At 71.9% G+C, this 24,524-nt stretch carries 32 protein-coding genes; 15 read left to right on the top strand and 17 right to left on the bottom strand.

All coding sequences use genetic code 11. The annotated features are described in order from the left end of the window. Nucleotides 1–18 precede the first annotated feature (18 nt). Nucleotides 19–645 carry a nucleoside/nucleotide kinase family protein gene (locus Q7F20_RS03865; RefSeq protein WP_305738821.1) on the bottom strand — a complete coding sequence of 209 codons (627 nt, stop codon included), beginning with the start codon at nucleotides 643–645 and terminating at the stop codon, nucleotides 19–21. A 69-nt stretch (nucleotides 646–714) separates the two neighbouring features. Here Q7F20_RS03865 and Q7F20_RS03860 point away from each other — a divergent pair, with 69 nt between their 5' ends. The 4 genes from Q7F20_RS03860 (at nucleotide 715) to Q7F20_RS03845 (ending at nucleotide 2,057) form a co-directional block, all read left to right on the top strand. After that, nucleotides 715–1,083, top strand: coding sequence for a VOC family protein (locus tag Q7F20_RS03860; RefSeq protein WP_305738795.1), 369 nt, complete (start codon nucleotides 715–717; stop codon nucleotides 1,081–1,083). A gap of 88 nt (nucleotides 1,084–1,171) precedes the next feature. Next, nucleotides 1,172–1,351 (top strand): hypothetical protein, encoded by a 180-nt coding sequence (locus tag Q7F20_RS03855; RefSeq protein ID WP_305738794.1) that lies wholly within the window; start codon nucleotides 1,172–1,174, stop codon nucleotides 1,349–1,351. Next, entirely contained in the window at nucleotides 1,348–1,854 is a 507-nt protein-coding gene (locus Q7F20_RS03850; protein ID WP_305738793.1) for a hypothetical protein, read from the top strand. The genes Q7F20_RS03855 and Q7F20_RS03850 overlap by 4 nt, the downstream gene beginning before the upstream one ends. Beyond that, the gene (locus Q7F20_RS03845; protein ID WP_305738792.1) at nucleotides 1,848–2,057 is read left to right on the top strand and encodes a hypothetical protein; all 210 of its coding nucleotides are present in this window, start codon (nucleotides 1,848–1,850) and stop codon (nucleotides 2,055–2,057) included. The genes Q7F20_RS03850 and Q7F20_RS03845 overlap by 7 nt, the downstream gene beginning before the upstream one ends. Nucleotides 2,058–2,087: 30 nt before the next feature. Here the strand turns inward: Q7F20_RS03845 and Q7F20_RS03840 are convergent, their stop codons facing one another. The 5 genes from Q7F20_RS03840 to Q7F20_RS03820 form a co-directional block, all read right to left on the bottom strand. Next, the gene (locus Q7F20_RS03840; RefSeq protein WP_305738791.1) at nucleotides 2,088–2,528 is read right to left on the bottom strand and encodes an NUDIX hydrolase; all 441 of its coding nucleotides are present in this window, start codon (nucleotides 2,526–2,528) and stop codon (nucleotides 2,088–2,090) included. A 127-nt stretch (nucleotides 2,529–2,655) separates the two neighbouring features. Then, nucleotides 2,656–3,246: a TetR/AcrR family transcriptional regulator gene (locus Q7F20_RS03835; protein ID WP_305738790.1), complete on the bottom strand. Its 591-nt coding sequence runs from the start codon at nucleotides 3,244–3,246 to the stop codon at nucleotides 2,656–2,658. Nucleotides 3,247–3,379: 133 nt separating this feature from the next. Then, nucleotides 3,380–4,702, bottom strand: a complete 1,323-nt coding sequence (locus Q7F20_RS03830; protein ID WP_305738789.1) for a carboxylesterase family protein — start codon at nucleotides 4,700–4,702, stop codon at nucleotides 3,380–3,382. A gap of 197 nt (nucleotides 4,703–4,899) precedes the next feature. After that, the gene (locus Q7F20_RS03825; protein WP_305738788.1) at nucleotides 4,900–5,550 is read right to left on the bottom strand and encodes a sugar MFS transporter; all 651 of its coding nucleotides are present in this window, start codon (nucleotides 5,548–5,550) and stop codon (nucleotides 4,900–4,902) included. Nucleotides 5,551–5,575: 25 nt separating this feature from the next. Next, entirely contained in the window at nucleotides 5,576–6,100 is a 525-nt protein-coding gene (locus Q7F20_RS03820) for a hypothetical protein (protein ID WP_305738787.1), read from the bottom strand. A 129-nt stretch (nucleotides 6,101–6,229) separates the two neighbouring features. Between Q7F20_RS03820 and Q7F20_RS03815 the strand changes: the two genes are divergently transcribed. From Q7F20_RS03815 to Q7F20_RS03805, 3 genes are all read left to right on the top strand, one after another. Further along, entirely contained in the window at nucleotides 6,230–6,559 is a 330-nt protein-coding gene (locus Q7F20_RS03815; RefSeq protein ID WP_305738786.1) for a hypothetical protein, read from the top strand. A 246-nt stretch (nucleotides 6,560–6,805) separates the two neighbouring features. Next, nucleotides 6,806–7,606 (top strand): sugar phosphate isomerase/epimerase, encoded by an 801-nt coding sequence (locus Q7F20_RS03810; protein WP_305738785.1) that lies wholly within the window; start codon nucleotides 6,806–6,808, stop codon nucleotides 7,604–7,606. Next, nucleotides 7,603–8,793, top strand: coding sequence for a Gfo/Idh/MocA family protein (locus tag Q7F20_RS03805; protein ID WP_305738784.1), 1,191 nt, complete (start codon nucleotides 7,603–7,605; stop codon nucleotides 8,791–8,793). Before Q7F20_RS03810 ends, Q7F20_RS03805 begins: the two co-directional genes overlap by 4 nt. Here Q7F20_RS03805 and Q7F20_RS03800 read toward each other — a convergent pair. Both Q7F20_RS03800 and Q7F20_RS03795 read right to left on the bottom strand, forming a co-directional pair. Then, a complete protein-coding gene (locus tag Q7F20_RS03800) occupies nucleotides 8,774–9,748 on the bottom strand; it encodes an SDR family NAD(P)-dependent oxidoreductase (protein ID WP_305738783.1) in 975 nt (324 codons plus the stop codon). The two genes, Q7F20_RS03805 and Q7F20_RS03800, sit on opposite strands and share 20 nt — an antisense overlap. After that, on the bottom strand, nucleotides 9,745–10,683 hold the full coding sequence (locus Q7F20_RS03795; RefSeq protein ID WP_305738782.1) for a chlorophyllase: 939 nt from the start codon (nucleotides 10,681–10,683) through the stop codon (nucleotides 9,745–9,747). The genes Q7F20_RS03800 and Q7F20_RS03795 overlap by 4 nt, the downstream gene beginning before the upstream one ends. A gap of 130 nt (nucleotides 10,684–10,813) precedes the next feature. Here Q7F20_RS03795 and Q7F20_RS03790 point away from each other — a divergent pair, with 130 nt between their 5' ends. After that, nucleotides 10,814–11,410, top strand: a complete 597-nt coding sequence (locus tag Q7F20_RS03790; protein ID WP_305738781.1) for a TetR/AcrR family transcriptional regulator — start codon at nucleotides 10,814–10,816, stop codon at nucleotides 11,408–11,410. A 25-nt stretch (nucleotides 11,411–11,435) separates the two neighbouring features. Here the strand turns inward: Q7F20_RS03790 and Q7F20_RS03785 are convergent, their stop codons facing one another. Further along, nucleotides 11,436–12,281 (bottom strand): alpha/beta fold hydrolase, encoded by an 846-nt coding sequence (locus tag Q7F20_RS03785; RefSeq protein WP_305738780.1) that lies wholly within the window; start codon nucleotides 12,279–12,281, stop codon nucleotides 11,436–11,438. A 162-nt stretch (nucleotides 12,282–12,443) separates the two neighbouring features. Here Q7F20_RS03785 and Q7F20_RS03780 point away from each other — a divergent pair, with 162 nt between their 5' ends. Further along, nucleotides 12,444–12,752 carry a winged helix-turn-helix transcriptional regulator gene (locus Q7F20_RS03780; RefSeq protein WP_370871611.1) on the top strand — a complete coding sequence of 103 codons (309 nt, stop codon included), beginning with the start codon at nucleotides 12,444–12,446 and terminating at the stop codon, nucleotides 12,750–12,752. Nucleotides 12,753–12,772: 20 nt separating this feature from the next. Here Q7F20_RS03780 and Q7F20_RS03775 read toward each other — a convergent pair whose 3' ends face one another. Then, the gene (locus Q7F20_RS03775; RefSeq protein ID WP_305738778.1) at nucleotides 12,773–13,138 is read right to left on the bottom strand and encodes a VOC family protein; all 366 of its coding nucleotides are present in this window, start codon (nucleotides 13,136–13,138) and stop codon (nucleotides 12,773–12,775) included. A gap of 101 nt (nucleotides 13,139–13,239) precedes the next feature. Here Q7F20_RS03775 and Q7F20_RS03770 point away from each other — a divergent pair, with 101 nt between their 5' ends. After that, entirely contained in the window at nucleotides 13,240–13,788 is a 549-nt protein-coding gene (locus Q7F20_RS03770; protein ID WP_305738777.1) for a GNAT family N-acetyltransferase, read from the top strand. Nucleotides 13,789–13,894: 106 nt separating this feature from the next. Next, entirely contained in the window at nucleotides 13,895–14,368 is a 474-nt protein-coding gene (locus Q7F20_RS03765; protein ID WP_305738776.1) for a hypothetical protein, read from the top strand. Here the strand turns inward: Q7F20_RS03765 and Q7F20_RS03760 are convergent. From Q7F20_RS03760 to Q7F20_RS03730, 7 genes are all read right to left on the bottom strand, one after another. Next, nucleotides 14,359–14,982 carry a TetR/AcrR family transcriptional regulator gene (locus Q7F20_RS03760; RefSeq protein WP_305738775.1) on the bottom strand — a complete coding sequence of 208 codons (624 nt, stop codon included), beginning with the start codon at nucleotides 14,980–14,982 and terminating at the stop codon, nucleotides 14,359–14,361. The genes Q7F20_RS03765 and Q7F20_RS03760 overlap by 10 nt on opposite strands. A gap of 68 nt (nucleotides 14,983–15,050) precedes the next feature. After that, nucleotides 15,051–15,596 carry a MarR family winged helix-turn-helix transcriptional regulator gene (locus Q7F20_RS03755; protein ID WP_305738774.1) on the bottom strand — a complete coding sequence of 182 codons (546 nt, stop codon included), beginning with the start codon at nucleotides 15,594–15,596 and terminating at the stop codon, nucleotides 15,051–15,053. Nucleotides 15,597–15,643: 47 nt separating this feature from the next. Beyond that, on the bottom strand, nucleotides 15,644–15,826 hold the full coding sequence (locus Q7F20_RS03750; RefSeq protein WP_305738773.1) for a hypothetical protein: 183 nt from the start codon (nucleotides 15,824–15,826) through the stop codon (nucleotides 15,644–15,646). A gap of 141 nt (nucleotides 15,827–15,967) precedes the next feature. Next, nucleotides 15,968–16,945, bottom strand: coding sequence for a glycoside hydrolase family 6 protein (locus tag Q7F20_RS03745; protein ID WP_305738772.1), 978 nt, complete (start codon nucleotides 16,943–16,945; stop codon nucleotides 15,968–15,970). Nucleotides 16,946–17,054: 109 nt separating this feature from the next. Further along, nucleotides 17,055–17,630, bottom strand: a complete 576-nt coding sequence (locus tag Q7F20_RS03740; protein ID WP_305738771.1) for a hypothetical protein — start codon at nucleotides 17,628–17,630, stop codon at nucleotides 17,055–17,057. A gap of 1 nt (nucleotide 17,631) precedes the next feature. Beyond that, nucleotides 17,632–19,668, bottom strand: a complete 2,037-nt coding sequence (locus Q7F20_RS03735; protein ID WP_305738770.1) for a primary-amine oxidase — start codon at nucleotides 19,666–19,668, stop codon at nucleotides 17,632–17,634. 78 nt (nucleotides 19,669–19,746) lie between these two features. Next, complete coding sequence (locus Q7F20_RS03730) at nucleotides 19,747–21,240, bottom strand: APC family permease (protein WP_305738769.1); 1,494 nt, start codon at nucleotides 21,238–21,240, stop codon at nucleotides 19,747–19,749. Between the two features lie 202 nt (nucleotides 21,241–21,442). Here Q7F20_RS03730 and Q7F20_RS03725 point away from each other — a divergent pair, with 202 nt between their 5' ends. From Q7F20_RS03725 to Q7F20_RS03710, 4 genes are all read left to right on the top strand, one after another. Further along, entirely contained in the window at nucleotides 21,443–22,960 is a 1,518-nt protein-coding gene (locus Q7F20_RS03725; RefSeq protein WP_305738768.1) for an APC family permease, read from the top strand. Beyond that, complete coding sequence (locus Q7F20_RS03720) at nucleotides 22,957–23,607, top strand: helix-turn-helix domain-containing protein (protein WP_305738767.1); 651 nt, start codon at nucleotides 22,957–22,959, stop codon at nucleotides 23,605–23,607. The genes Q7F20_RS03725 and Q7F20_RS03720 overlap by 4 nt, the downstream gene beginning before the upstream one ends. A 125-nt stretch (nucleotides 23,608–23,732) precedes the next feature. Beyond that, nucleotides 23,733–24,164 (top strand): Hsp20/alpha crystallin family protein, encoded by a 432-nt coding sequence (locus Q7F20_RS03715; RefSeq protein ID WP_305738766.1) that lies wholly within the window; start codon nucleotides 23,733–23,735, stop codon nucleotides 24,162–24,164. Nucleotides 24,165–24,175: 11 nt separating this feature from the next. Then, entirely contained in the window at nucleotides 24,176–24,484 is a 309-nt protein-coding gene (locus Q7F20_RS03710) for a hypothetical protein (protein ID WP_305738765.1), read from the top strand. Nucleotides 24,485–24,524 lie beyond the last annotated feature (40 nt).

Here is a 24,524-nt window from a genome sequence, read left to right as displayed (position 1 = left end):
GTCGCCGTGGTCTCGTGGTCAGGTCCGCACGGTCCTGGAGGCGCGGATCACCGTGGGTGCGACCCTCGCCGCGTTCACGCCGTCGACCTCGACCGCCCAGGTGCGGGCCGCCTCGTGGTCGCGACCGTGTCGCATGTGCCGGCCCACCAGACGATCGAGACGCACCGTGTCGTCCACGGCGCAGAACCACGTCTCGGTGAAGAGGTCCGCGAGCGCCGCCCAGGGCTCACCGTCGTCGAGCAGGTAGTTCCCCTCGGACACCACGAGCCGGGTGCGCCGCGGGACGGCGATGCTGCCCGCGACGGGCTCGTCGACGCGTCGGTCGAAGTCCGGTGCCCAGACCACGGTGTCGTCCCCGGCGACCAGCCGTCGGACGAGCGCGACGTAGCCGTCGCCGTCGAACGTGTCGATCGCGCCCTTGCGGTCGTGGCGTCCGAGAGCGTCCAGCGCCGCGTTCGCCAGGTGGAACCCGTCCATCGGGACCTGCACCGCGGTCCCGGTGCCGTGGACCGCGTCCACCTCGGCCACGATCCGACGAGCCAGCGTCGACTTGCCGGCACCGGGGGCACCGGCGATGCCGAGCACGGTGCGCGGGCCGTCCGCGGCGAGCCGGACCGCGCGGTCGACCGCGTCGTCGACGGACATCTCGGGCGGGAGCACGGCTTCATCCTGGCAGAGCGCGCCGACACCGGCCCCCGGTGGTTCACTTGCCGCATGGTCGATGCGACGAAGGCGTTCAGCGGGTTCTCGGTGCGCGACGTGCCCGAGGCGAAGGCGTTCTACGAGGACGTCCTGGGAGTCGAGGTCACCGAGGACCACGGCATGCTCTTCCTGCAGCTCGGCGACGGACACGGCGTGCTCGTCTACCCCAAGGGTCCCGCACACGAGCCGGCGTCCTTCACGGTGCTGAACTTCCCGGTCTCGTCGGTCGACGATGCCGTGGACGAGCTCGCGGCGAAGGGCGTGACCTTCCTGCACTACGAGGGGATGACCGACGAGAAGGGGGTGAACCGCAAGGGCGGTCCGCTCATCGCCTGGTTCACCGACCCGTCGGGCAACGTGATGAGCGTCATCGAGCAGTAGCGGGAATCGGGCGACATTCTGTATGCAGAAAGCTCGCGCGCTTGAGATCGGTCCACCTACGCTCGCTCTCCCGACGAAGGAGAGAGCCGTGGAGATCTGGATCATCGACCGTGACGAACTGCGCGCCGAGCGCGAGGAGCTGTACCGGAAGTGGGAACTGGACGAGCGTGAGTTCGCACCGATCGAGGCCTGGCGCGACCTCGACGAAGACGAGTACTGCGCCCGAGAGGCCCTTGCTGACATCTCGTTCGTGTTGGGCGACCGATGAACCACGAGTTCGTCGATGCGGCGACGCTGCAGATCGATCGCGCTCAGGTACTGCTGGATGCGGCCCTGCCGCATCACGGCGCCGTGCTGAGCGTCATCCACGAGCAACCGAGCAATTCGATCATGCTCGGAACCGGCGCCGAGCGCGGCGCTACGGCACTGCTGTACGCAGGCGGCGAGCACGTTGCGCGGCTCCGAGTATCCGTCAGGTACCGCTGGCAGGCGCACCACGCTGCGCTGGCAGTCGAGGAGAGTCGCTTCACGCTCTTCCTCACGACAGATCGGCAGCCGCTCGTCCGTTTCGAGTTCCAGGACGCCCGCACCAACACGCCCCGTCACACTGGCACCTCCACGCGGAGCGCGGCTCGCTCAGCGCGCTCCTGTCCCGAACCCGCGACCACGGGGCCGGGCGTCGTGATCCGGCACGCCTCTCGTCGCTGCACTTCCCGCTCGGCGACACCCACTTCCGGCCGAGCCTCGCGGACATCGTCGAGTTCGTGGTGACGGAGTGCGGCGTCGACGCTCTCCCACACTGGGAACACGCCGTCCACGAGTACCGGAAGCACTGGCGACGAGACGAAGCCGCCGCCACCGCCCGCCGGTTCTCCGCCGAGACGGCAACCGCCCTCCGCGGGCTCGGGTGGCAGGTCCGGTCTCCGGTCCGCGACGACGTGCCAGCTCCGTTCGTGAGCCTGGTGGCCGGCTGACGGACCGATCCGTTCCCGGGCGAGGACGGGTCAGCGGGGCAGGATGCCGGCCCAGCCGAGGGCGATCGGCACGACGAGCCCGTGCCGACGGTGCGGCAGGTCCGCGATGGGGATCCACGCGGCCTCGTCGGTCGATCCGTCCTCCTCGGAACGGAGCGTACCGCCGGTGATCGACGCCCGGAAGACGACCTGCACGGCCTTCATCGCCCGGCCGTTCGCGTGGATGCGGCGCTCGGCGGGGACGATGTGGTGGCGGACCCCGAGCAGTTCCCCGACGGACGCGTCGTACCCGGTCTCCTCGTGGATCTCCCGCACGACGGCCTGCTCGACGCTCTCGTCGAACTCCACACCGCCGCCGGGGAGCGTCCACGTCCCGGCCTCGGGGATTCGGAGCTTCGCGAGGAGCACCCGGTCACCGTCGGTGATCACGCCGTAGGCGGCGAGCCGCGTGTCGTAGTCCGTGTACTCCATCAGCCGACCATGCCAGGTGCACGCGGCGACCTCGCCCAGCCGCGCCGCTGGGTCTACCGGAAGGACTCCTGACGACCGGGCCGGACCCGCGTCGGGCCGGAGCAGCCCGTAACGGACCGGCGACCGCTCAGACGGTCGCGGCGGCGGACGCCCAGCCGACCCGCATCCGCGCCACCGCACGGTCGAACCCGCCGAGGGGATCGGCGTCGTCGCGCAGGAGCGACTGGAGCTGCAGCCCCTCGTAGAGGGCGACGAGCTGCTCGGCGGCGTGCCGGGGCGAGGTGCCGCGCGGCTCCCGTCCGGCGACGACGTCCCGCACGAGCGCGAGCGTCACGTCCTCGAACGAACGCGTGTACTGCCCGCGGAACCACCCGGCCGCAGGATGGTCGGGGCTCGAGGCAGCGCTGAGCAGGGCGACCCGGAGACGGACCAGCGCGGGGTCGTCCCGGCCGACCTCGAGTCGCGCGCGGAGGTACGCGACCGCGCCGGATCGCTCCGCCACGACCCACAGTGCACGGCGGCTTCCGTTGTTCCACCGGTCCATGACGGCGACGACGAGGAGCTCCCACAGCGGGTACACCCGTCGGACCTCGGCTTCGGGGACCTCGGCGTGGGCGGCGACCTCCGCGGGACCGACGGTGTGGAAGTCGGACGCGCGGTACGCCTCGATCGCGCCCGTGACGATGCGGGCGCGCAGGTCGGCGTCGGACTCGGGCATGCCGTCGATTCTCCGGGCCACCCGGCGCCCCCGCGAGTCGCCAGTTCAGGGGTGGTACCCGGTGCGTGGCCGAACCGCCCGACCCTGCCCTATGACGCGCGATCACGCCCGGCGCGCTGGCACCCGGCGGGCGTCACCCGCGGTCGAACGTCAGCGTCTCGTCGTCGGCCGCGGTGACCCTGCCGGTCCGCGCGAACTCCGCCCAGATCGCCCGGAAGGCCTGCCCGCGACGCTCGACCTCGGGCCAGTCCCGCTCCGGCACGAAGCGTGAGCCGGCCCAGGCTTCCCGACCGCCGAGCAGGAGCGGCAGGTCGCTCATGTGCACGGCCCCGGTCGGCTGCACGGTGACACCACGGTGCAGCCGGTACGAGGTCGCCCGGCCGCCGGCCGCCCGGTGCCGCGCGGCGAACCGCCGGACGTCCCGCCCGTAGATGACCTCGGAGAGCGGACGCACGAGCAGCCAGCGCAGCAGCGGGCGCGCGGCCCGGAGGCGAGCGAGTGATCGCAGTCCGGGGACCAGCGGCACGTACATCGCGGTCTCGTCCGCGCCGGAGCCGATCAGGACGTCGACGTCCGGAGCCACGTCGCTCCACGCCCGCCCGGTGTCACGCTCGGCGGGCAGCGGTGCGAACCCGTACTGCGTGCCGTAGGGCATGCCCCCGGCCAACCCGAAGGGCGCGGCGGCGCGGCTGCCGAGGAGCTGCCGTTCGAGCACCTCGTCGAGCGGGGTGTCCGGGAGAACGGTCCCGACGGCCCGGACCATCGCCCGGTTCATCCGTGCCCGGCCGCGGGACAGCCCGAGCGGGGCGCTCTGGACGATCACCCGCCGGAAGAGGCCGGCCGCTCCGTCGCTGATCATGAGGTGTGCGGCCGCATCACCCCCGGCGGACTGGCCTGCCACGGTGACGAGGTCCGGGTCCCCGCCGAACGCCGCGATGTTCGCCTGCACCCATCGCAGCGCCTCGACGAGGTCGAGCAGCCCGAGGTTCGCCGGCACCGTCTCCCCGTCACCGAGGAACCCGAGCACGCCGAGCCGGAACGTCACGGAGACGAAGACGACCCGCTGCTCCGTGACGAGGTCGCGCGCATCGTAGATCGGCAGGTCACCGCCGCCGATGACGTAGGACCCGCCGTGGATCCAGACGATCACGGGCAGCTGCTCGCCCGGCTCCACGTCGGCCGGCGCCGTGATCGACAGCCGCTGGCAGTGCTCGTCGGCCTCGAGCCCCTCCACCGGGTGCAGCAGCTGGTCGACGAAGGTCGCCTGCGGTTGCGGGGCGACCGGCGACGGAGTGGTCGCCGAGAACGGCTCGCCGAAGGGCGGCATCGGCTCGGGGACGGCGAAGCGCTCGGCGCGTGCGTACGGGATGCCGAGGGCCCGGGCGACGCTCCCGTCCACCGAGCCGGTGATGCGTCCGGCGGGCGGGTCCCAGGTCGGCGAGGCTGCGTCGAACATCCGGCCACGCTATCCAGCGTGACCAGGGGACGGCCTGGAGGTGGGCCCCACCAGCCGGTTCCGGCGCACCGCGCCAGCGGGGTGACGGCCGTGACTGGAGGTGGGCCCCACCAGCCGGTTCCGGCGCACCGCGCCAGCGGGGTGACGGCCGTGACTGGAGGGACGGTGCGGGCCCGACCCGCGCCTCCAGGCCACCGTCAGTCGCGGCCGACCACCGGACGCAGGGATCCCGACGCGGCGAACGCGGCGATGAAGAGCAAGGCCACGAGCCAGAGCGCGCTGAGCGCGCCCACGTGTTCGGCGATCGCACCGATGACGGGCGGCCCCGCGAAGTTCGCGAAGTACCCGATCGAGGCGACGACGCTGACGCGCGCTGCCGGGTTCGGGCCGCTCTGCGCCGCCGCCGACATCCCGAGCGGGAAGCCCATCGACACCCCGACCGCCCAGAGCACGACGCCGATCAGGGTGAGCCACCAGCTCCCGCCGACGATGAAGAGCACGGCGCCGACGATGCCGAGCGCCGTCGTCCACCGCACCGTCCGGACGCGGCCGAGCCGATCCACGACCGGCCCGGCGAACACGCGGGTGGCGGCTTCCGACACCGCGAACACGGTGAAGAACAGCGCACCGACGGCCGCGGTCTGCCCGTGGCCGTCGGTCGTGGCCAGGGCGAGCCAGTTGTTCGCCGATCCCTCGCCGAGTTCGACGCCGAGCATGACGAGCCCGATGAGGAGCAACCGGACGTCCGCCCACCCTCGTGCCCACTGCCGGAGTCGCTGCCAGGGTGTGAGCGTGGTGTCGTGTTCCTCCGCACGGGTCCCGTCCGGGATGCCCCGCAACGCGAGCACACCGACCACGAGGATGACGACGGCCTCACCGAGGAGCTGCGCCGACGGGGTGATGCCGAGCCACGCGCAGAGGGCGGGCGATCCCGGCGCCGAGGGCCGCGCCTCCCGACCAGGCCGCGTGCATCAGCGGGAGCAGCGTGCGGCCGGCGAGCGCCTCGATCGCCGTGCCCTCGACGTTGGCCATCACGTCCAGTGAGCCGATGCCCGCGCCGGCGACCACGAACCCGACCGCTGCCAGCGGGACGGAGTGCACCGCGGCTGCCGTCCCGATCACGGCGATCGCCGCGGGCACCAGCACGACCACCGCGGTGAGCCCGCCGAGCCGACGGAGCAGCGGTGCCGCGCCGAGCAGCCCGCCGATCGAACCGATCGTGACGCCGCCGAGCATGAGCCCGATCGTGCCGATGTCCACGCCGAGCTCGAGCCGGAGCTCGGGGAGCCGCGGACCCCACGCAGCGAGACTCACGCCGCCGATCGCGAAGGCGATGACGACGGCGTTCCGCCACCCGGCGAGCTGTCTGCGGTCCTCGACGACCCCGTGCTGGTGCATCCCGCAATCGAATCGTTCCGACCGGACGGGCGCAAGGGCGCCCGGTTGACACGTGTCGTCGAGTGCGAAAAAGTGATGCTGTATCAATTCACAACTGAAGGGGGACGTCTCGTGTCCAACGAAGGAACGATGACCACCAAGCGTCGAGGGATGGGGTCCACTCGACGGATCGCACTGGTGCTCGGTGCCGCACTGCTCGCGGGGATCGGCATGTCGGCAACCGCGACACCGGCGCACGCCGGGCCGATCGGCCTCATGCCCGACTGCAGCAACCGCAATGCGGTCCAGATCAAGACCACCGGCCTGACCATGAACACCTGGTTCTACAAGAACGACCGGAAGAAGATCTCGTCCGGCAAGTACCGCTGGAGCTACCGCGGCGAGATGTACACGCTGGACGTGGGCCGGCAGCAGTGGATCTCGGCCGGGTCGACGAGCTACACCTGCACCGGCAAGTGACGCGGTGACCGAGCCCGTGACGTCGATGTCGACGTCACGGGCTCGGTCGTTCCGCCAGACGCCGGTGGCGCCGCGCAGCGCGGTGCGCGGGAGTGTGGCGAGGCAAAAACTACACACCGGGTGGTTTTTCGGGTAGCGTCGTCATCGATCTCGCCGTGGAGCATCGCTCCTCGACGGACGGCGACACCCGGTGCTGCGTCACCTGGGTGCCGCGACACCCAGTCAGGACCGAAGGAGCCCTCTGCAATGCCCACCACCTCTGTGCAGCTGTACTCGCTGCGCGACGCCATCGCGGAAGACCTCGACAAGGCGATCGCCCGTGTCGCCGAGATCGGGTACGAGAACGTCGAGCCGTACGCGTTCGTCGAGCGCGCCGCCGACCTCGAGAAGGCCTTCGCCGCCACCGGCCTCACGGCTCCGTCCGGTCACGTCGCCGTGATCGACGCCGAGGACACCGCCCCGATCTGGGACGCCGCGGAACGTCTCGGCATCCGGACCGTCATCGACCCGTTCATCCCGACCGACCGCTGGCAGACCGCCGACGACGTCGCGAAGATCGCCGAGCGCGTCAACGTCCTCACGGCCGAGGCAGCCTCGCGCGGCCTGCAGTTCGGCTACCACAACCACCAGTGGGAGTTCACGAACAAGGTCGACGGCCGCACGGTCTACGACCTCTTCGTCTCGCAGATCAGCCCGGAGACGGTGCTCGAGCTCGACACGTTCTGGGCGACCGTCGGTGGCGCCGACGCCGCCGCCGTCCTGAGGTCGCTCGGCGACCGCGTCGTCGCGATCCACGTCAAGGACGGCAAGGTCGACGGCGACATCCTCACCGCCCTGCCCTCGTCCGAGAGCGCCCTCATCGTCCCCGAGGCGCTGCAGCGCGCCTTCGAGAACCAGACCCCCGCCGGGCAGGGCGACGTCGACGTGGCGGGCATCCTCGCCGCCGCGCCGCAGGCCATCCGCGTCGTCGAGTTCGACGCGTACTCCGGCGACGTCTTCGAGGGCATCACCGAGTCCCTCGCCTGGCTGAAGGACAACGACAAGTGACCCGTGTCGGGATCGGCATCATCGGTGCCGGCAACATCTCCACGCAGTACCTGGAGAACCTGACGAAGTTCGCCGACGTCGAGGTCCGCTTCGTCGCCGACGTGCTGCTCGACCGCGCAGCGGCACAGGCAGCGGAGTACGGGGTCGGCGCGTCGGGATCGGTCGAGGAGCTCCTCGCCCGCGACGACATCAGCATCGTGATCAACCTGACGATCCCGGCCGCCCACGCCGAGGTCGACCAGCAGATCATCGACGCCGGCAAGCACGTCTGGAGCGAGAAGCCGATCGCGACCGACCACGAGTCGGCCGCCGAGGTCCTCGCGTCCGCGAAGGAGAAGGGGCTGCGCGTCGCGACCGCCCCGGACACCGTCCTCGGCGCGGGAATCCAGACGGCGCTGCGTGCCATCGCCCGCGGTGACATCGGCGAGCCGCTGACCGCGACGACGCTGTTCCACGTCCCCGGACCCGAGGCGTGGCACCCGAACCCGGACTTCCTGTTCGCCGAGGGCGCCGGCCCCCTGTTCGACATGGGCCCGTACTACGTGACGACCCTCGTGCACGCGTTCGGCACCGCCAGCCGCGTGCAGGCCGTGTCCTCGAAGTCCCTCGACCGTCGCACGATCGCGTCCGGCCCGCGCGCCGGCGAGACGTTCCCGGTCGAGGTCCCCACGCACCACGCCGCCCTGATCGAGTTCGCCGGTGGGCAGTCCGCCCAGTCGACGTTCTCGTTCCAGCACGCGCTGCCGCGCATGGGCTTCGTCGAGATCAACGGCACGCTCGGCACGATCTCGCTGCCCGACCCGAACACGTTCGAGGGGTCGTCGCAGCTCTGGCGCTACGGCCAGGAAGAGCCCGAGACCCTCGATGCGATCGGCTCCACCTGGGGCCGTGGCACCGGGGTCGTCGAGCTCGCCCGCGCGATCGCCGAGGACCGCCCGGAGCGCGCCTCGGGTGCGGTCGCGCTGCACGTCCTCGACGTGCTGCTCGGCATCCGCGACGCGGCGGCCTCGGGCTCGGCCGTCGACATCACGTCGACGGTGGACCGGGTCCCGCCGCTGCCGGAGGACTTCGATCCGTCGGCTGCGGTGCCCACCGCGTCGCACCTGCCCCCCGCAGGACGGCCGGCTCCGACAGGGGCCGGCCGTCCTGCGTTCTCCGGGCTCCTCGTCAGGCGAGCTGCTCGCTGACCTCCCACAGTCGCCGGGCGTCATCGACGTCGAGCATCGCCGAGTTCGCGTCCGAGGGGATGCTGTCCGCGGTGAGTGGGCGGACCTCGTCGTCGACCACCGCGACGTCGCTGTCCTTCAGGTAGACACCGCCGACGCCGTCCAGCAGCGGGCTCGCGGCTCCGAACACGATCGTCGCCGCCCCCTGCTCGATGGTCTTCTTGCCCGTCGCCGGGTCGATCACGGTGGATCCGTACTCGTCGACCAGTCCCTGCTCGCGGTAGGCGGCGATCCGCGACTCGTCGTGGGGGCCGGGGCCGATGACGACGCCGGGGTGCGCGGCGAACGCGCGGATGCCCTGGTCGGCGGAGCGGCGGTCGAGTTCGACCGTGAACAGCACGTTCGCCCGCTTGGACTGCCCGTAGGCGGCACCGGCATCGTAGCCGTCGGCGAACGCCAGGTCGTCCCACCGGATCTGCCCGACCCGTGCCGCACCGGACGTGACGGTGAGGACCCGCGCACCACGGGCCTCCAGGAGGGCCGGGAGGAGTGCGCGCGTGAGCCGGAAGTGCCCGAGGTGGGCCGTCGAGAACGACAGCTCGTTGCCGCGGGCGTCGAGCCGTCGATCCGGGGTGAAGAGCATCGCAGCGTTGTTCACCAGGGAATGGAGGGGACGGCCCGAGGCGGTCCAGCGTGCCGCGAAGGCGTCGATCGACGCCGGATCGGTCAGGTCGAGCTGCTCGACCCGGGCGCCCGGGACACCGGCGACGGCTGCGTTCGCGCGGTCGGTGTCGCGGGAGGCGACCGTGACGGCGGCGCCTGCGGCGGCGAGCGCGCGGCTGGCCTCGCGGCCGAGGCGGCCGTGTCCGCCGGTGATGACGATGTTCCGGCCGCTCAGGTCGACGCCGTGGAGCACGTCGGCGGCGGTGGACGCCGCGGTGAAGGGGGTCGGGAGCGGATGCTGGTCGGTGATCACGAGTGGTCCTCCTTCGAGTCGATGTGGCCGATGGCGCCGGCGGGGGCAGCGGGTCGGGCGATGCTCTCGGCCACTGCCGACCACGCATCGACGTCGAGACCGAGCGCCGTCCGGAGGAACGCGGTCGTGGTGCGCCGGACCAGGTCCACGCGTTCCGGGCTCTCGTCCGTCGTGGCGGTGGACGCGTAGTCCTGGATGCCGCCGAGCAGGTGCTCGCCCCCGTGCACGGTCACCAGGTGCCGGGCTCCGGGACTGTGGTGGTAGACGTCGGTGAACCAGTCCGGGCCCCGCGTGGAGAGCTGGGACTGGTCGTGGTCACCGGCGACGACGAGGGACGGGGTGCGCAGCTCGCTGAAGTCCGGGCTCATGAACGCGAAGTGCTCCTGGGCGAAGGGCGTCAGGTCCCCGCGGGCGATGCCGGTCGTCGAGAGGAGGACTCCGGCTTGCACGCGGTGGTCGGTGCGGTCCTCGCCCGGTTGCCCGTTCGGCCCGATCACCCGGGCGCCGAGGAGCATGCCGACGGACTGGCCGCCCCACGAGTGCCCGGCGACCGCGAGCTTCGCCGGGTCGACACGTCCGACGAGCCCGGGGACGGCGGCGACGAGGACGTCGAGGTCGTCGATGACCCGCTCGAGATCGTCGACCCGCGTCTGCCAGATCGTCGAGTAGCGCGGGTCGTCGAGCGTCAGGCCGTACTGCGTCGAGTCGAGGAACGTGGGCTGGACGACGACGAACCCGTTGGCGGTCCAGTGGTCGACGAGCGGGTCACCGCCGGTCATCGACTGCCCGAAGCCGTGGGCGAAGACGATCACGGGCAGCTCCGTGCCCGTGATCGGCGCGGTGACCCGGACTTCGAGGTCGTGACCGCGCGACGGTGCAGGGAGGGTGGCGGGGCGCACGCTGATGACCTGCGCGCGTGCTGGCGTTGCTGGCACGGGAGTCCTTCCGGGAGAGATGGCGGCTCGAAACGGAGCACTGTTCCGGAACGATACGGAACGTTGATCCGGATCGCAAGCGAAACGGATCAGCGTTCCGATCCAGGCCAGCCCGTGCGAAGATCGGAGGATGCGCACGCCGACGAACGGAACCGACGCACCCCGGCGCCGACGCGACGTCGAACGGAACGAGCGGACGATCCTCGATGCGGCCGCCGGTGTCTTCGCCGTGTCGGGCGTCGGCGCGCCGGTGCGCGAGGTCGCTGCGGCCGCTGGAGTGGGGGTGGGCACGCTCTACCGGCACTTCCCGACCCGCTCGGACCTGGTGGTCGCCGTGTACCGATCCCAGATCGAGGCCCTCGCAGAGGCCGGCCCCGTGCTGCTCACCTCGGCGCCGACCGCGTTCGACGCGATCCTGCGCTGGGTGCACCAGTTCGTCGACTTCCTCGGCACGAAGCACGGCCTGGCGCGGGTGTGGGAGGGCGACGCCGACGGTTTCACCGCGCTGCACGCGCTGTTCGTCGACGAGCTCGTGCCGGTCCTGAGCCGGATGCTCGACGATGCTCGCGCGTCGGGCGAGGTGGCTGCGTCGGTGTCGGCGTACCAGCTGCTCCGTGCCGTCGGGGACCTGGTCGCGTGGAGCCCGCAGGATCCGGACTACGACGTGAGGACGAGCGTGACGCTGCTCGTCACCGGGTTGCGACAGGCGCAGCCGACGGTCGACTGACGTTCTCGAGCTCCTCCCGACCCGATCAGCGTGCGACGGTCGCGATGATCGCGTCCGCCAGGAGCCCCGGTGCATCGACGGGGACGATGTGCCCGGCGTCCGGCAGGAGAACCGAGTCGAAGTCCGCCGCGACCCGTTCGAGCTGACGGGCCACGGCGTCGCCGACGACCCCTGCCCCCACCGCCGTGACCGGCATGTGGAAGGATCCGTGCTCGGCCCACGCGCGGTTCGCCGCGGCGTTCGTCGGCATCGCCCGGTAGTGCTCGAACGCCGCTCGGAGACGGTCACGCCCGGTGTAGGCAGCGACGATCCGTGCGGCGAGGTCCTCGGGGACGCCGGCTCGTGATCCGATGTCGAGGAAGAACCGGACGTACCGCTCCGCGCTCGCCGCCACGACGTCCTCGGCGAGGCCGCCGGGCGCCTGGTGGAACCCGAACCACCAGGGACCGCCGCTCGCCAGGAACGCCTCGGCACCGGCGAGGCCGTTGACCACCGCTTCGACGATCGTGAGGCTCAGGACGCGGTCGGGGTGTCCCGTGGCCATGGCGAACGCCGGCGCAGCTCCGAAGTCGAACCCGACGACGTGCGCGGCGGGCAGCCCGAGTGCGTCGAGCAGCTGTGTCTGGTCCTCGGCGAGGGTGGCTGCGTCGTACCCGCCGGCAGTGACCCCGGTGGCCCCGACGCCGCGGAGGTCCGGGGCGAGCACCTGGTAGCCCGCCGCGACCAGCACGGGAGTGACGGCCTGCCAGACGTCCTTGGTGTGCGGGAAGCCGTGCAGGAGCAGGATCGGTCGACCGGTGCCCGCTCGCCGGACGCTGACGTCGAGCTCCGCCAGGTGCACGGTCTCGTCGCGCTGCACTGTGGTCGTCATGGCTCCTCCTCGGGTTACCATCGGTGACCAGGCAACGGTAGGAGACCAGTGATGGCGGGACAAGAAGGCACTTCGACGAAACCTGGTCACCCTCTGGTGGGGCCCCGACGCCAGGGAGACCTGTTCGACGCGGCGTGCCCGACTCGGCACCTCCTCGACCGGGTGGGGTCGAAGTGGACGGTGATGGTCGTGCTCCTCCTCGCGGAAGCGGACGAGGTCCGGTTCTCGGTCCTCCGCCGAGGGATGCCCGGGGTGTCGCAGAAGATGCTCTCCCAGACACTCAGGCACCTCGAACACGACGGCCTGGTCGTCCGCCGCGTGGACGCGGTCGCCAGTCCCCCCGCCGTGTACTACGCACTCACGCCGCTGGGCTCCACCCTGGTCCCGACGCTGGCGGAGCTCAAGCGGTGGGCGGAGGAGCACATGGGCGAGGTCGAAGCATCGTCAGCCGGTGCGGCGGCCCTCGACTGAACCACCACTCCCCGAGGCGTTCACCCGGCCTGGCGATCCTGCTCGATGTACTCGAGGACGTTCCCGTCCGGGTGGCGGGCGATCAAGCGTCGCCCGTTCGGTCCGGGCATCGGTCCTTCCACCAGCTCCCCGCCGTCTGCCAACACGAGGGCGACGACGAGCGTGACGTCCCGGACGATGATCGTCGCGGAGCGCGGCGGAACGACACTGTCGGTGCTCTCGAGCAGGAGGAACGGACCGACCCATGCCAGCCGGACGCTCCCGAACGCGAACGCTCGCACCTCGTCCGTCGCCGCCAAGCGCTGGTAGAACGGCAGCGCCGCCTCGATGCTCGCCACCGGGATGCGTGCCAACACGGCGACGATGTTCGATCGGGTCTCCTCCACGCGGGACGCAACACCCACACCGTCGGCTGTGTTCCACCGGTCCGGAGCAACCGGCACTACGGTCAGGACGACGCCGACAGCCGCTGACGGAAGGACCAGCCGTGTTCACGAGAACGCTCACACCCGACGCCGAACTCCGGCCGCTGGAGCTCTGGCGCGACGCCGAGTTCGCCGAGCACCCGGACCGAGCCCGCGAGCACATCAGGCCCTGGGTGGGTCCGAGCTTCGTGACGGACACGGTCGAGGGCGCCCGGGCGACGCTCCACCGCTACGCCCTGGCCGAGGCCGACGACGGCGCCCGGCTGTTCGGCATCTGGCTCCGTGGGCGCCTCGTCGGCGGGGTCATGTTCGTCACGTTCAGCGCACCGGCTGGCCAGTGCGAGATCGGCTGCTGGCTCGAACCGGCGGGTGAGGGGCACGGTCTCGTCACCGCTGCGACGAACGTGCTCATCGAGTACGCCCTCGGGCAACGCGGACTCAACCGCGTCGAGTGGCGGTGCCGTGCCGACAACGTCCGGAGCGCAGCCGTTGCACGCCGGGTCGGTATGCGCCTCGAGGGGACGCTCCGTGGCGCCTGGCTCAACGGCGGTACCTTCCACGACAAGCAGGTCTGGGGCCTGACCCGGGCCGGCCGCTCCATCGGCGCGTGAGGTCGGGCGTGTACGTCGCCGGGCTCCCCCGCAGCTGAGCGCGCCCTCATCGACTCGCAGCTGCTCCCCGCGAAGGGCATGTCCGAACCCTGCCAGGCTGACCCCCGTGGGGAGACGACGGACGGTGCTCGTCGGGGTCCTCGCCGCCGTCCTCGCGGCCGCCGGCGCAGTGACCGCGGTGTCGATGACGCACGCGCACGCCGTGGCCACCCGGCTCCCACCCGCGAGCGCGTCCTCCGAGCAGGTCCTCCGCGTCTACCTCCGCGCCGCGAAGGCGCACGACTGCGGCGTCACGGAAGCGCTCACCACCAAGAACGGAGGACGGGACACCGCCTGGTGTGGCGGCCGGAGCCCGGCGTCGTGGTTCGACGACCACCCCGACCTGCTCGGCTACCGCAACATCGGGACGGTCTCCCGACTGAGCGCGAAGGAGACGGGCAGGTCGCCGGAGGAGTGCATCCCCGTCGACGTCACCGAGACGAACATGTCCGGTGCCGAACCCGGAGCGCTCCCCGGCTGGCAGTTCTGCTTCGTCCACACACCGGCCGGCTGGCGCCTGACCGACGAGGGCTACGGCTGATCGGACCCGGTCGCCGGCGGCACGATCTGCTCGAGCAGGCGCAACACCCGCTCCCCGTCGACCGCCTCCGGGTCGAGCAACCACTGCACCTGCAGCCCGTCCGACGCCGCGATGCTCAACGACGCCAGGTCGACGGGGTCCAGGTCCGCACGGATCCGCCCCGTGGCCTGGTCCGCCTCGATCAGCGCCGACAGGTCCGCCCGCAGTCGGGTGAAGCGCTCCCGCATGAAGTCCCGCGTCGCCGGGTGCCCCTCCTGCACGGCGTCGGCGGCCAGGGTCGTGTAGAGCTGCACCAGCCCGGGCACCGCCCGGTTCCGCGAGGCGCTCTCCCGCATGTCCCCGATCGCCGACTTCATCCGGTCCGGCGCGCCCTGCTCGCGGACCTCGTGCTCGCGGTAGACGGCGAGCAGCAGCTCGTCGCGGCTCGGGAAGTAGTGGCGCAGCGCCGCGTGGGTGATCCCGAGGGCCTCGGCGACGGAGCGCAACGAGGAGGCGTCGACCCCCTGGTCGGCGACCATCCGGATCATCTCGTCGAGGATCTGCGTCCGCCGCTCGGCTCCCTTGCGGTAGCCGCGTCGCGGCGGGACCGCGTCGTCGTCGGCGGGGTGCGTCATGCCCCCAACTTACCGCTGGAAGGTTTTTTCCGGGAGGCGCGGGTCGGCCCCGTCGGGAACCGTCCGGTTCAGCGTCGGTGCAGTTGCGCGTCGACCGTGTACTCGTCGACGGGCGCCGGTGCTCCGCCGACGAGCGCCTCGGTGATCTGGTCGAGGCAGCGGGCGAGGACCTCGTTCTCCTCGGAGGACAGGTGGTCCATCACCTCGACCACGGCCTCGTGGAAGCGTGCGTAGGACGCGTCGATCTTCTCGGCTGCCTGGTCCGTGGGTTCGAGCACCTGCGCCCGACGGTCGGTGGGGTGCGGGGCGCGGAGCAGGTCGCCCGACCCGACGAGTCCGTCGACGATCTTCGTCACCGATGCGTTCGACACGTTGAGCATCACGGCGAGGTCCTTGGGCCCCATCGTCCGGCCGTCGCGGTGCGCCTGGAGCATGTACCGGACCGCGAGGAACTCGTTCTTGGTGAGGCCGCTCTCCGACCGTGCCTGCTCGAGCTGCTGCTCCTCGGCGTGCTGCAGGCGGAGGAGCGAGTCCACCGCCCCCTTCGCGGCCCGCGACCGGGGCTCCCGTGCGTAGAGGTGCATGTGCTCACGGCGGACGACGGTCAACGGCATCTGGTCGGGTGTTCTCTCTGCCTGGTTCGGATCGGTTGAGCGGGATGCTACGCGGCGGGCACCGTGAAGAAGTCGGCGTACGACGGTTCGGAGCGACCCGACAGGAGCGACGGGTCCTGGATGCGCCGCTCGACGTAGGCGTCGATGACGGCGGGGTCGGTCAGGCCGACGCGCGTGTGGGTGCCGCCGAGCCGTGCCTGTCGCGGCATCCCGGTGTACGTGCTGTGCATTGCGATCCCGCCCTTCTGCGTCCTTGCTGTCCCCTGCGGACACCGAAAGTCTTTCACAACGTGAACGATGTGCCAAACGAACAATTCGGTTTCTGTACGGTTCGCGCAGCGAACAGTCAGTCCAGTCGAACTACATGGTTGTCATTCACGGGCGGTTCGGACGAGGGCCGCAGCGCCCGCCGGGAACCACGTCCCCGCTGTCGGGCCGCCGTTGCACGTCCCGTCGCTCTCGCCCGGAAGCTTGACCCAGAGCAGCGCGTCCAACCCGGTGCCGTCCTGCACGATCGTCGGGTCCTGCCCGAGCCCGGCGCGTGTGGCGTTGCACCACTCCCCCGTGGCGCCGCGGCCGTTGCGGGACACGTCGATGACGTAGTGGCCGCCGGCACGCGCGCGCAGCTGTTCGGCGTAGGCCCGCTCGCCGGACGTCGCGTAGTGGTTCGAGACGTTCAGCGAGAAGCCGCGCGCGTCGGCGATCCCGGCGTCGCGGAGCAGTCCCGCCATCGTCGCCGGGGCGATCCAGGCTTCGTGCCCGGCGTCGATGTACACGGCGGCACCCGCGGCGGACAGGTCGTGCACGGCCGTCCGGATGAGCCGCAGTCGAGTGGACCGATCGGCCCCGGGGCAGGAGACGGACTGGGCGAGGGCGTCCGGCTCGACGATCACCGCGGCCCGGTGCCCCGCGAGGGTGTCGGCGAGCACGCGGTTCCAGCTGCCGTAGGCGCTCGGTGTCAGTCCGCCGGCCGAGTAGCTCCCGCAGTCCCGCTCGGGGATCGCGTAGGTCACGAACACCGGGGTGGCCCCCTGCGCCCGAGCGGCAGCGAGGTGGCGGTCGACCGTCGTCCGGAGCGAGGCGGACGAGAGCCAGTCGCCGAGCCAGACGCTGGAGGGCCGTGCCGCGATGGTGCGGGCGACCGAGGCGTCCGATGCGCGGCCGGCAGCGGCGAGCGCCGACGCCTGTCGGGACGCGGTCGTGTCGGCCGGGCGGGCGATCCCGCCGGGGAAGACGTCGGAGTCCTGCGCTCCGGCCGACCCGGTCGGAGCGAGCGCGACGACTCCGAGGGCGACGACGAGGGACGCGGCGAGCGCCAGGGCGCGGTGCTGGGTGCGGAGGTGCTGCACGGTGCGACCTCGGTTCCTGATCCGGTGGGCGAGCGTGGTGAGTGCTGCCCGTCGAGGTTCCCTCCTGCTCGGCGGTCCGCGTCACCGTTTCACAGGCAGGACTCGGGCTTCACAGCATCGCCACCGCCATCACGGCGACGGCGACCCCCATCGCCAGCGTCTCGACGAGTCCGAGCGCGGGAGCCCGGTGCCGCACGCCGTCGCGCAGCATCCGGGCCGTCAGGACCAGGTGACCGACGGCGAGCGCCACCAGCACGAGGTGCCAGGTGGCCGCGACGGCCCCGAGGTGCTGGTGCGTGCCGACCGTCCCGGCACCGTGCCCCGCGGTGTCCCCCATCCCGCCCATTCCCAGCGCGCCCATCGCGAGCAGACCGAGCGCCGCGTGCAGTCGTCCGAACCTGCCGTGCACCGACGCGCGCCGGTCCGCCGGGGTCGAGCCGCGCCTCCCGGCCCCTCCCGACTGGAACCGGTGCACGGCGGCCACCGCGACCGCGAGCAGCGCGAGCACCACGAACCAGACCACGCCGGGGAGGACCCGGGGCCCGAAGGTCCCGTCCAGCATCGCCGCGACCATCGCGACCGCAGCGAGCACGTCGACCGCACGGCCGGGGCGCCAGGCCCCGACCGTGCAGCAGGCTCCGGCCGACGCCGGCACGATGGCGGCGAGGCCGAGCACGTCGGTCACGTCAGTGTCCGTGCCCGTGGGCGTGGTCGTGCTGGTGCTCGGTTGCCTCGTGCGCCGCCTCGACCCCACCGGAGGCGTGGTGCGAGCAGTGCGACGCGGCCGTCGAGCCGATGGCGGCCGGCACGTTCAGGGCAGGGTTGCGCGGGAAGAACCCGTAGGGCTTGAGCGTGAACTTGGCGTAGTCGACCGGCATGACGGGCCAGTCCTCGGGCCGCGGGAAGTGCGTCGGGCCGAAGGTGTGCCAGAGCACGATGTCCTCGCCGTCGAGCGACCGGTCGTCCTGCACGTACCGGGCGACACCGTCGCCCCCGGGGTTCTGGTGCACGAAGTCGCCCGCGGCGAAGCGCTCCGCCGGGTCGTACTGCGTGACGTACAGGTGCTTGCGGGCGAACTCCGCACGGGACGCGACCGAGGACGAGTCGTCGGCGAGCAGCACCGGGGCGTCCTGCGGGTAGAGCACGTAGCCGGTGGGGCGGTCGAGGTGGTTGCGCTCCTCGGTGTTCGAGATGAACCACGTGCGCGCCTTCGAGGCGTCGGCCAGCCGCCCGGACGTCGACTCCGACGCGATCCGGGTGACGGACTTGGTGAACGCGTTGCCGTGCTCGTTGCCCGGCCCGACCGGCACGCGGACCGCGTCGACCTCGTCCACGGCGTTCGACAACCCGTCGACCATCATGTCCAGCCGTGCCGAGAACAGGTGCTGGTGGTACGGGGCACCGAGGCCGGGAGCGACCTCCGACGCGTACGGGTAGTCCGCACCGTCGGCGGAGCGACCCGGGTACGACGACGTGAAGAGCACGCCGGTGAGCTTCGCCTCGCACTCGATCGTGCCGTCGAGGTACAGGTACCAGTAGAAGCCGTAGTCGTAGTTGCCGACGGTGGTGAAGAAGGAGATCACCAGGCGGCGGGATCGACGGACCTCCTGCGAGCCGGTGTAGATGTCACCGTGCTTCCAGAGCGTGCCGAAGTCCTCCTCGTGCATGCAGATGCCGTTGCGGATCGTCTGCGGGTTGCCGAGTTCGTCGGCCAGCACGGCGTCGAAGTACCTGATCTCGCCGACGCAGTCGCAGCCGAGCTCGAGCGAGTTCGTGAACCGTCCGAACAGGTACTCGCCGGTGTCGAAGTAGTTCTGCCAGAACCGCACGGGCGACGGGTCGCCGTACGGCACGAGCATCTCGTCGATCGACGCCCGGTAGACGACGGGCCGCAACCGCTCGCCGTCCTGCCACGACAGCTGGCGCAGGACGAGCCCCTCGCGGGCGTCGAAGCCGACCTGGAACCGCCAGTTCGCCCACTCGACGAACTCGCCGTCGACGCGGAACGACGGCCCCTCGGGCTGGGTGATGACGATCGGCTTGAGGTCGAGCGGTTCGCCCTGCACCGCCGGGTCGTCGAAGTTGCCGGAGGTCGTCGGGACGGGCATGTCCGCCACGTCGACGATCCGCGTCACGGTCCGGTTGGCCGCGTCGACGTAGGCCGACAGCCCGTCGACGGGGTGCGCCCACACGTGGTCGGCCGGGTGGTCCTGCTTGAAGGCGAGGACGCGCAGGATGCGGCGCCCCACCTCCTCCGGGTAGTCGTAGTACCCGGCGGACAGCGGGACGCACTTGACCTCGTCGGCGGACAGGCCGCGCTTCGCCAGGGCGGCGACCCAGCGCTCGTCCGCGTTCGCGATCTCGCCGACCGCGTCGAACTCCTCGATGAGGACGGGCAGCTGCCCACGGGATCCGTCCAGCACGTCGGTGCGCAGGACCGCCCCCGTGGTGATCGACACGACGCGGTCGGTCGAGCGGCCGGTCGCCATGTCGAGGAGCATCACGCGTGCCGTGCGGTCGGGCAGGGGGCCGTCCCCGGCCTGCCACGCCAGGACCTCCTGCTTGTGCGGCTCCTCGAGGCCGACGTAGGCGAAGCGCGTGGTGTCGGTCCAGTCCGGCTGTGCGGTGACGAGGTCGCGGACCGCGGTGAACTCGTCGGCCGTCAGGCTGCCGAGCGGGTGGGCGGTGGTCCGGGTGTCGGTGGTCGGGTCGGTGATGGTCATGTGCGTCGTGCTCCTTGCGCGGTGCGTCGTGCGTGGGTCGGGTCGGTGGGCCTGGAGGCGCGGGTCGGGTCGGTCCGGTCAGCTCTCGGTGGCGAGGCGGTCGAGCATCTGCTCGTAGCGCACGCGGCTGCGGCGGCGCAGCACCACCGCCTGCACCACGCCGATGGCAGGGACCACCACGACGAGGCCGGTGAGGACGATGCTCACCACGCCGAAGACGCTCGCCCCGGAGGCGTCGACGTCACCGACGAGCGTCGGGAAGTTCACCCAGATGAGGACGGCCGAGGCGATGAGTCCGACGAACCCGAGGCTCGGCGCGACCACCGTGTTCCAGATGCGTCGGTCGGCCCGGTTGCGGCGGAAGTACACGATGACCGCCAGGCTCGTCGCGGCCATCAGGACCGCGACACCGAGGGTGGCGACGCCGGCGAACCAGCTGAACACCTGCAGCACCGGGTCGAGTCCGAGCACCGCGAACAGGACCATGAGGACGGCCGCGGTCACGGTCTGCACGACGCTCGAGGTGTGCGGGGACGCGTGCCGTCGGTGCACGTCGCCGAGGCGGCCCGGGAGCAGCGACGCGTTCGCCATCGAGTGCTGGTACCGCGTGATGACGTTGTGGAAGGAGAGGACGCAGGCGAACATGCTCGTCAGCAGCAGCACGTTGAGCACGGCTTCGCCGGCGGTGCCGATGTACCGAGCCGCGGTGGTGAGGATGAGCGATCCCGGGTCCTTCGCGGCCTCGGCGAGGACACCGTCGGGACCCCAGGCCATCACGAGTCCCCAGGACGCGAGCGTGTAGAACACCCCGATGCCGATCACGGCCGTGTAGGTCGCCCGCGGGATCGTGCGCTCCGGGTCCTTCGCCTCGTCGCGGAAGATCGCCGTCGCCTCGAACCCGATGAAGGCCGCGATCGCGAACATCAGGCCGACTCCGGGCGACCCGGACACGATCTGCGTCGGCTCGAAGGGGGCGAGGGAGAGTCCGTCCGCACCACCGCGGACCACCACGGCGGCGACGAGGACGAGCACGATGCCGACCTCGCCGACGAGCAGGACGCCGAGGACCTTGCTCGACAGGTCGATGTGCCGGTAGCCGAGGACCCCGACGAGCGCCACCACGACGAGCGACCAGACGTACCAGGGGATGTCCGGCCCGCCGAGGCCCGTGACCGTCACGCCCAGCAGGTACCCGATGTACCCGTGCACGCTGACCTGGATCGTCGTGTACGTCAGCAGCGCCAAGGTCGCCGCACCGGCACCGGCCGGACGTCCGAGGCCGTGGCCGACGAACGTGAAGAACGCACCCGGCCGTGGCACGTGCCGCGTCATCGCGGCGAGGCCGACCGAGAACAGCAGCAGGACGACGGCCGAGATCGCGTACAGCGACGGGAAGCCCACGCCGTTGCCGAGGAGCATGCCGAGCGGGGCGGCGCCCCCGACGACGGTGAGCGGGGCGGCGGCCGCGACGACCATGAACACGATCGCGGTGACGCCGAGCGAGCCGCGCATCGTCCGCTGCGGCGCGGGGACGGCTCCGAGTGACGCGGGGTCCTTCGTGATGCTGGACATCGTGACCTTCCGGTTCGGGTGGGAGGGGGTGCCGGGTGGCGTGCGACCACCGTCCCGCGCCACCGTTGCGGCCCCGTTCCGCCCGCGTGAAACCCGCTCGCACCCGAATGGGACGACCCTGAGCACGATGTCTCGTTTGCACGAGACGCCCGCGAAACACGGTCGGCACACCGGGGCAACGCCATCGCCGTACGGTTGCCGCATGACCGCGCTCGACCGTGCCATCGCCGACCCGCCACGGGTGCCCGGCGTCGGCACACGTTCCCCCGTCGACGGCCTCTCGCGCCGCAGCGTCGGGCCCGTCGACGTCCTCGCGCAGTCGGTCTCCGCGGTCGCCCCGTCCGCCGCGGCGACCACGATCCCGGTGCTCGTCGCGACCGTCGCCGGACAGGGTGCCACGTGGTCGCTGCTCGCCGCGATGGCGCTGTCGTTCCTCGTCGGCCGCACGGTGAACCAGTTCGTCCGACGCGTCGCCGGCACCGGGTCGCTCTACACGTACGTCTCGCTCGGCCTCGGGCCGGTCGCGGGCGTCGTCGCCGGGGCAGGACTGCTGCTCGGCTACGGGTTCATCGCGATGTTCTCCCTGACGGGGAGCGGCTACTACCTCGACTACCTGCTGTCCCGGTTCGTCCCGTCCGCGGCCGGGAGCGCCCTCGTCACCGTCATCGTCATCGTGGTGACGGGGGCGGCCGTGTTCGCCGTGATCGCCCTCGGCGTCCGGGTGTCGACACGGCTGACCCTGCTCGTCGAGACGTTGTCGGTCGCGGTCATCGTCGTGCTCATCGTGGCGCTGGTCGCCCGGCTGCACCCCGTGGACGCCTCGGCGGTGGCGCTCGGCCCGACCGCGCCGGCGCCGTTCGCCGTGGGGACCGCCCTCGCCGTGACCGCGTTCGTCGGCTTCGAGAGCGCCTCGGTCCTCGGTGTGGAGGCGCGTCGACCCTTCGCCACGATCCCCCGCGCGATCTCGTGGACGGTCCTCGTCGCCGGCGCCCTCTACCTCGCGAGTGCGGCGGCGCAGCAACTCGGGTTCGCTGCGATGGACGCCGACCTCGCCGACAGTGCCTCGCCCGTGAACGAGCTCGCGAACGCCTCCGGCGCGCAGTGGATCGGCTGGGTCCTCGACCTCGGCATCGCCGCCTCGTTCGCCGCCTGCGCGATCGCCTCGACCACCGCACTCGTGCGCGTCCTGTTCGCGATGGGCCGCGAGGGGGTCCTCCCCCGGGTGCTCGGACGGGCGTCCCCGCGCTTCCGGACGCCCTTCGTCGCCGGCGTCCTCGCGTGCACGGTGCTCACCGCGCTCCCGGTCGCCGGGCTCGCGAGCGGGATCCCGACCTGGTCCCTGATGGAGGCCGAGCTCGTCGTCGCCGCACTCGGGTACCTGGCCGCCTACGCCCTGACCTGCTTCGCGGCCCCGGTGTTCCTCCGCCGGATCGGTGAGCTGACCACGGGTGTCGCGATCGTCGCGACGGCCACCGGGGTACTGCTCACCGCTGTCCTGGTCACCTACCTCGGCGTCGAGGCCGCGTCCGCGCACCGTCCCGCCGTCGTCCTCGCGGTCGGGACCGTCGTCGGGGTCGTCGTCGTGTTCCTGGTGGTGACCCGCCGTCGGCCGTGGCGACGGGCCGCGAGCCGTGCCGTGTACGACGTGCCGGTCGAGGCGGACCTGCTCCGCGCCTCCCGACCCGCCGACGGACCCGACCACGGGACGGGGGTGCGGTGAGCGAACCCGGTCTGCGCGCACGGCAGCCGAAGGCGGTCCAGAACGCCCTCGCGGTGCTGGAAGCCGTCGCGCACGCCGGCCCGGGCATCACCGCGCAGCAGCTCTCCGACGTCCTCGGGATGCCGCGGGCGACGACCTACCGGCTCATCACCCTGCTCGTCGAGGACGAGTACCTCGTGCGCCTGCCCGACCTGCGCGGCTTCGCCCTCGGGCACAAGGTCGCCGAGCTGGCCGGGATGACCCGCCAGCCGGCACCCGCTCCGCTGCCCCGCGCCGTGCGGTCGGTGCTCGCCGACGTCCGCTCGGCCGTCCGTGCCGGGGTGCACCTCGCCCGCTACGACGCCTCCGGCATCCGGGACCTCGACGTCGACCCGGACTTCCCCCTGCTGGACGAGGCCGCGCTCCGAGCGACGCCGGGCGCGAGCGCGATGGGGCGCCTGCACGCTGTCGGCGGCCGGGGACCCGTGCACCAGACCGGGGCCTTCGCGAAGGGGTTCGGGTGCCTGGCGCTGCCGGTGCTCGGGGAGGGCGGGCAGCTCGTCGCGGGGCTGACCCTGTCGGCGCCCGTGTCCCGGATCGAGGCGCCCGGCGAGGCGCTGACGCTGCTGCGGGGTGCGGTGGCGCGGCTCGAGCCGCTGCTCGCGTGACCCCGCGGATCCGCAGTTCCGAGCGGACTCCGAGCGTTCTTTTGGCACTCGTCAGGGTTGAGTGCTAGAACATGTCGCAGTTGAGTCGAGGGGACTCAACAGCAGACACGAAGGAGTTGATTCCGATGACGATGAACTTCGACCCGTTCCGCGAGCTGGACCGTCTCGCCGGCTCCCTGCTCGGCACCACGGGGCCGCGCTCGATGCCGATGGACCTGTACCGCACGGGCGACCACTACGTCCTCGACGTCGACCTGCCGGGCATCGACCCGGGCTCGGTCGACATCGACGTTGACGGGTCCGTCCTGACCATCCGCGCCGAGCGGACCCTCGGCGCTCCGGAGGGCTCGCAGTGGCTCACGCGCGAGCGTCAGCCCGGCACGTACGTCCGGCAGCTGACACTCGGCGACGGGCTCGACGCCGAGCGCATCACGGCCGGGTACGACAACGGTGTGCTGAGCGTCACCATCCCGGTCAAGGAGTCGGCGAAGCCCCGCAAGATCGCCGTCACCACGGGCGGTGGGCGCGAGCAGCTGGCGGTCGGGACCGGCGAGTAGGAGCGACAGCGGTGCTCGACCTCGTCAACGCCCTGGCCGCGGTCGCCGCCACGACGATCGCCCTCGCGCTGTCCAGTCTCGATCGACGGACCGCGGTCCTGCTCGGGGCGACGGGCAGCCTCGCGGGGAACTTCCTGACGTGGCTGGCCGTCCCGTCGCTCTGGGACCGGTGGGCGGTGGTGCCGTGGGTCGCCGCGGTGCTCGGGGCGGCCGGGCTCGTCGCCGGGTGGAGCGCCGTCCGCCTGTACGACGGCGTCTTCACCCCGCCCCACGCGGAGCAGCCGGACGACACGGGTGCGGTCTCCACCATCGGTCGGTGACCATGGACGGACGGGAGGCGCGGTGCCAGCCGGCACCGCG

This window comes from Curtobacterium sp. A7_M15, from assembly GCF_030705415.1.
In the GTDB taxonomy this organism is placed as follows: Bacteria; Actinomycetota; Actinomycetes; order Actinomycetales; family Microbacteriaceae; genus Curtobacterium.
Note: the sequence above shows the minus strand (reverse complement) of the source record. Positions and strands in the feature narration are given on the sequence as shown.

Excerpts from the sequence above, each read along its gene's own strand:
- Q7F20_RS03865 (WP_305738821.1), bottom strand. The coding sequence starts at position 645 with ATGTCCGTCGACGACGCGGTCGACCGCGCGGTCCGGCTCGCCGCGGAC.
- Q7F20_RS03860 (WP_305738795.1), top strand. The coding sequence starts at position 715 with ATGGTCGATGCGACGAAGGCGTTCAGCGGGTTCTCGGTGCGCGACGTG.
- Q7F20_RS03850 (WP_305738793.1), top strand. The coding sequence starts at position 1,348 with ATGAACCACGAGTTCGTCGATGCGGCGACGCTGCAGATCGATCGCGCT.
- Q7F20_RS03840 (WP_305738791.1), bottom strand. The coding sequence starts at position 2,528 with ATGGAGTACACGGACTACGACACGCGGCTCGCCGCCTACGGCGTGATC.
- Q7F20_RS03835 (WP_305738790.1), bottom strand. The coding sequence starts at position 3,246 with ATGCCCGAGTCCGACGCCGACCTGCGCGCCCGCATCGTCACGGGCGCG.
- Q7F20_RS03830 (WP_305738789.1), bottom strand. The coding sequence starts at position 4,702 with ATGTTCGACGCAGCCTCGCCGACCTGGGACCCGCCCGCCGGACGCATC.
- Q7F20_RS03820 (WP_305738787.1), bottom strand. The coding sequence starts at position 6,100 with ATGCACCAGCACGGGGTCGTCGAGGACCGCAGACAGCTCGCCGGGTGG.
- Q7F20_RS03815 (WP_305738786.1), top strand. The coding sequence starts at position 6,230 with ATGACCACCAAGCGTCGAGGGATGGGGTCCACTCGACGGATCGCACTG.
- Q7F20_RS03810 (WP_305738785.1), top strand. The coding sequence starts at position 6,806 with ATGCCCACCACCTCTGTGCAGCTGTACTCGCTGCGCGACGCCATCGCG.
- Q7F20_RS03790 (WP_305738781.1), top strand. The coding sequence starts at position 10,814 with ATGCGCACGCCGACGAACGGAACCGACGCACCCCGGCGCCGACGCGAC.
- Q7F20_RS03785 (WP_305738780.1), bottom strand. The coding sequence starts at position 12,281 with ATGACGACCACAGTGCAGCGCGACGAGACCGTGCACCTGGCGGAGCTC.
- Q7F20_RS03760 (WP_305738775.1), bottom strand. The coding sequence starts at position 14,982 with ATGACGCACCCCGCCGACGACGACGCGGTCCCGCCGCGACGCGGCTAC.
- Q7F20_RS03755 (WP_305738774.1), bottom strand. The coding sequence starts at position 15,596 with ATGCCGTTGACCGTCGTCCGCCGTGAGCACATGCACCTCTACGCACGG.
- Q7F20_RS03750 (WP_305738773.1), bottom strand. The coding sequence starts at position 15,826 with ATGCACAGCACGTACACCGGGATGCCGCGACAGGCACGGCTCGGCGGC.
- Q7F20_RS03735 (WP_305738770.1), bottom strand. The coding sequence starts at position 19,668 with ATGACCATCACCGACCCGACCACCGACACCCGGACCACCGCCCACCCG.
- Q7F20_RS03730 (WP_305738769.1), bottom strand. The coding sequence starts at position 21,240 with ATGTCCAGCATCACGAAGGACCCCGCGTCACTCGGAGCCGTCCCCGCG.
- Q7F20_RS03725 (WP_305738768.1), top strand. The coding sequence starts at position 21,443 with ATGACCGCGCTCGACCGTGCCATCGCCGACCCGCCACGGGTGCCCGGC.
- Q7F20_RS03715 (WP_305738766.1), top strand. The coding sequence starts at position 23,733 with ATGACGATGAACTTCGACCCGTTCCGCGAGCTGGACCGTCTCGCCGGC.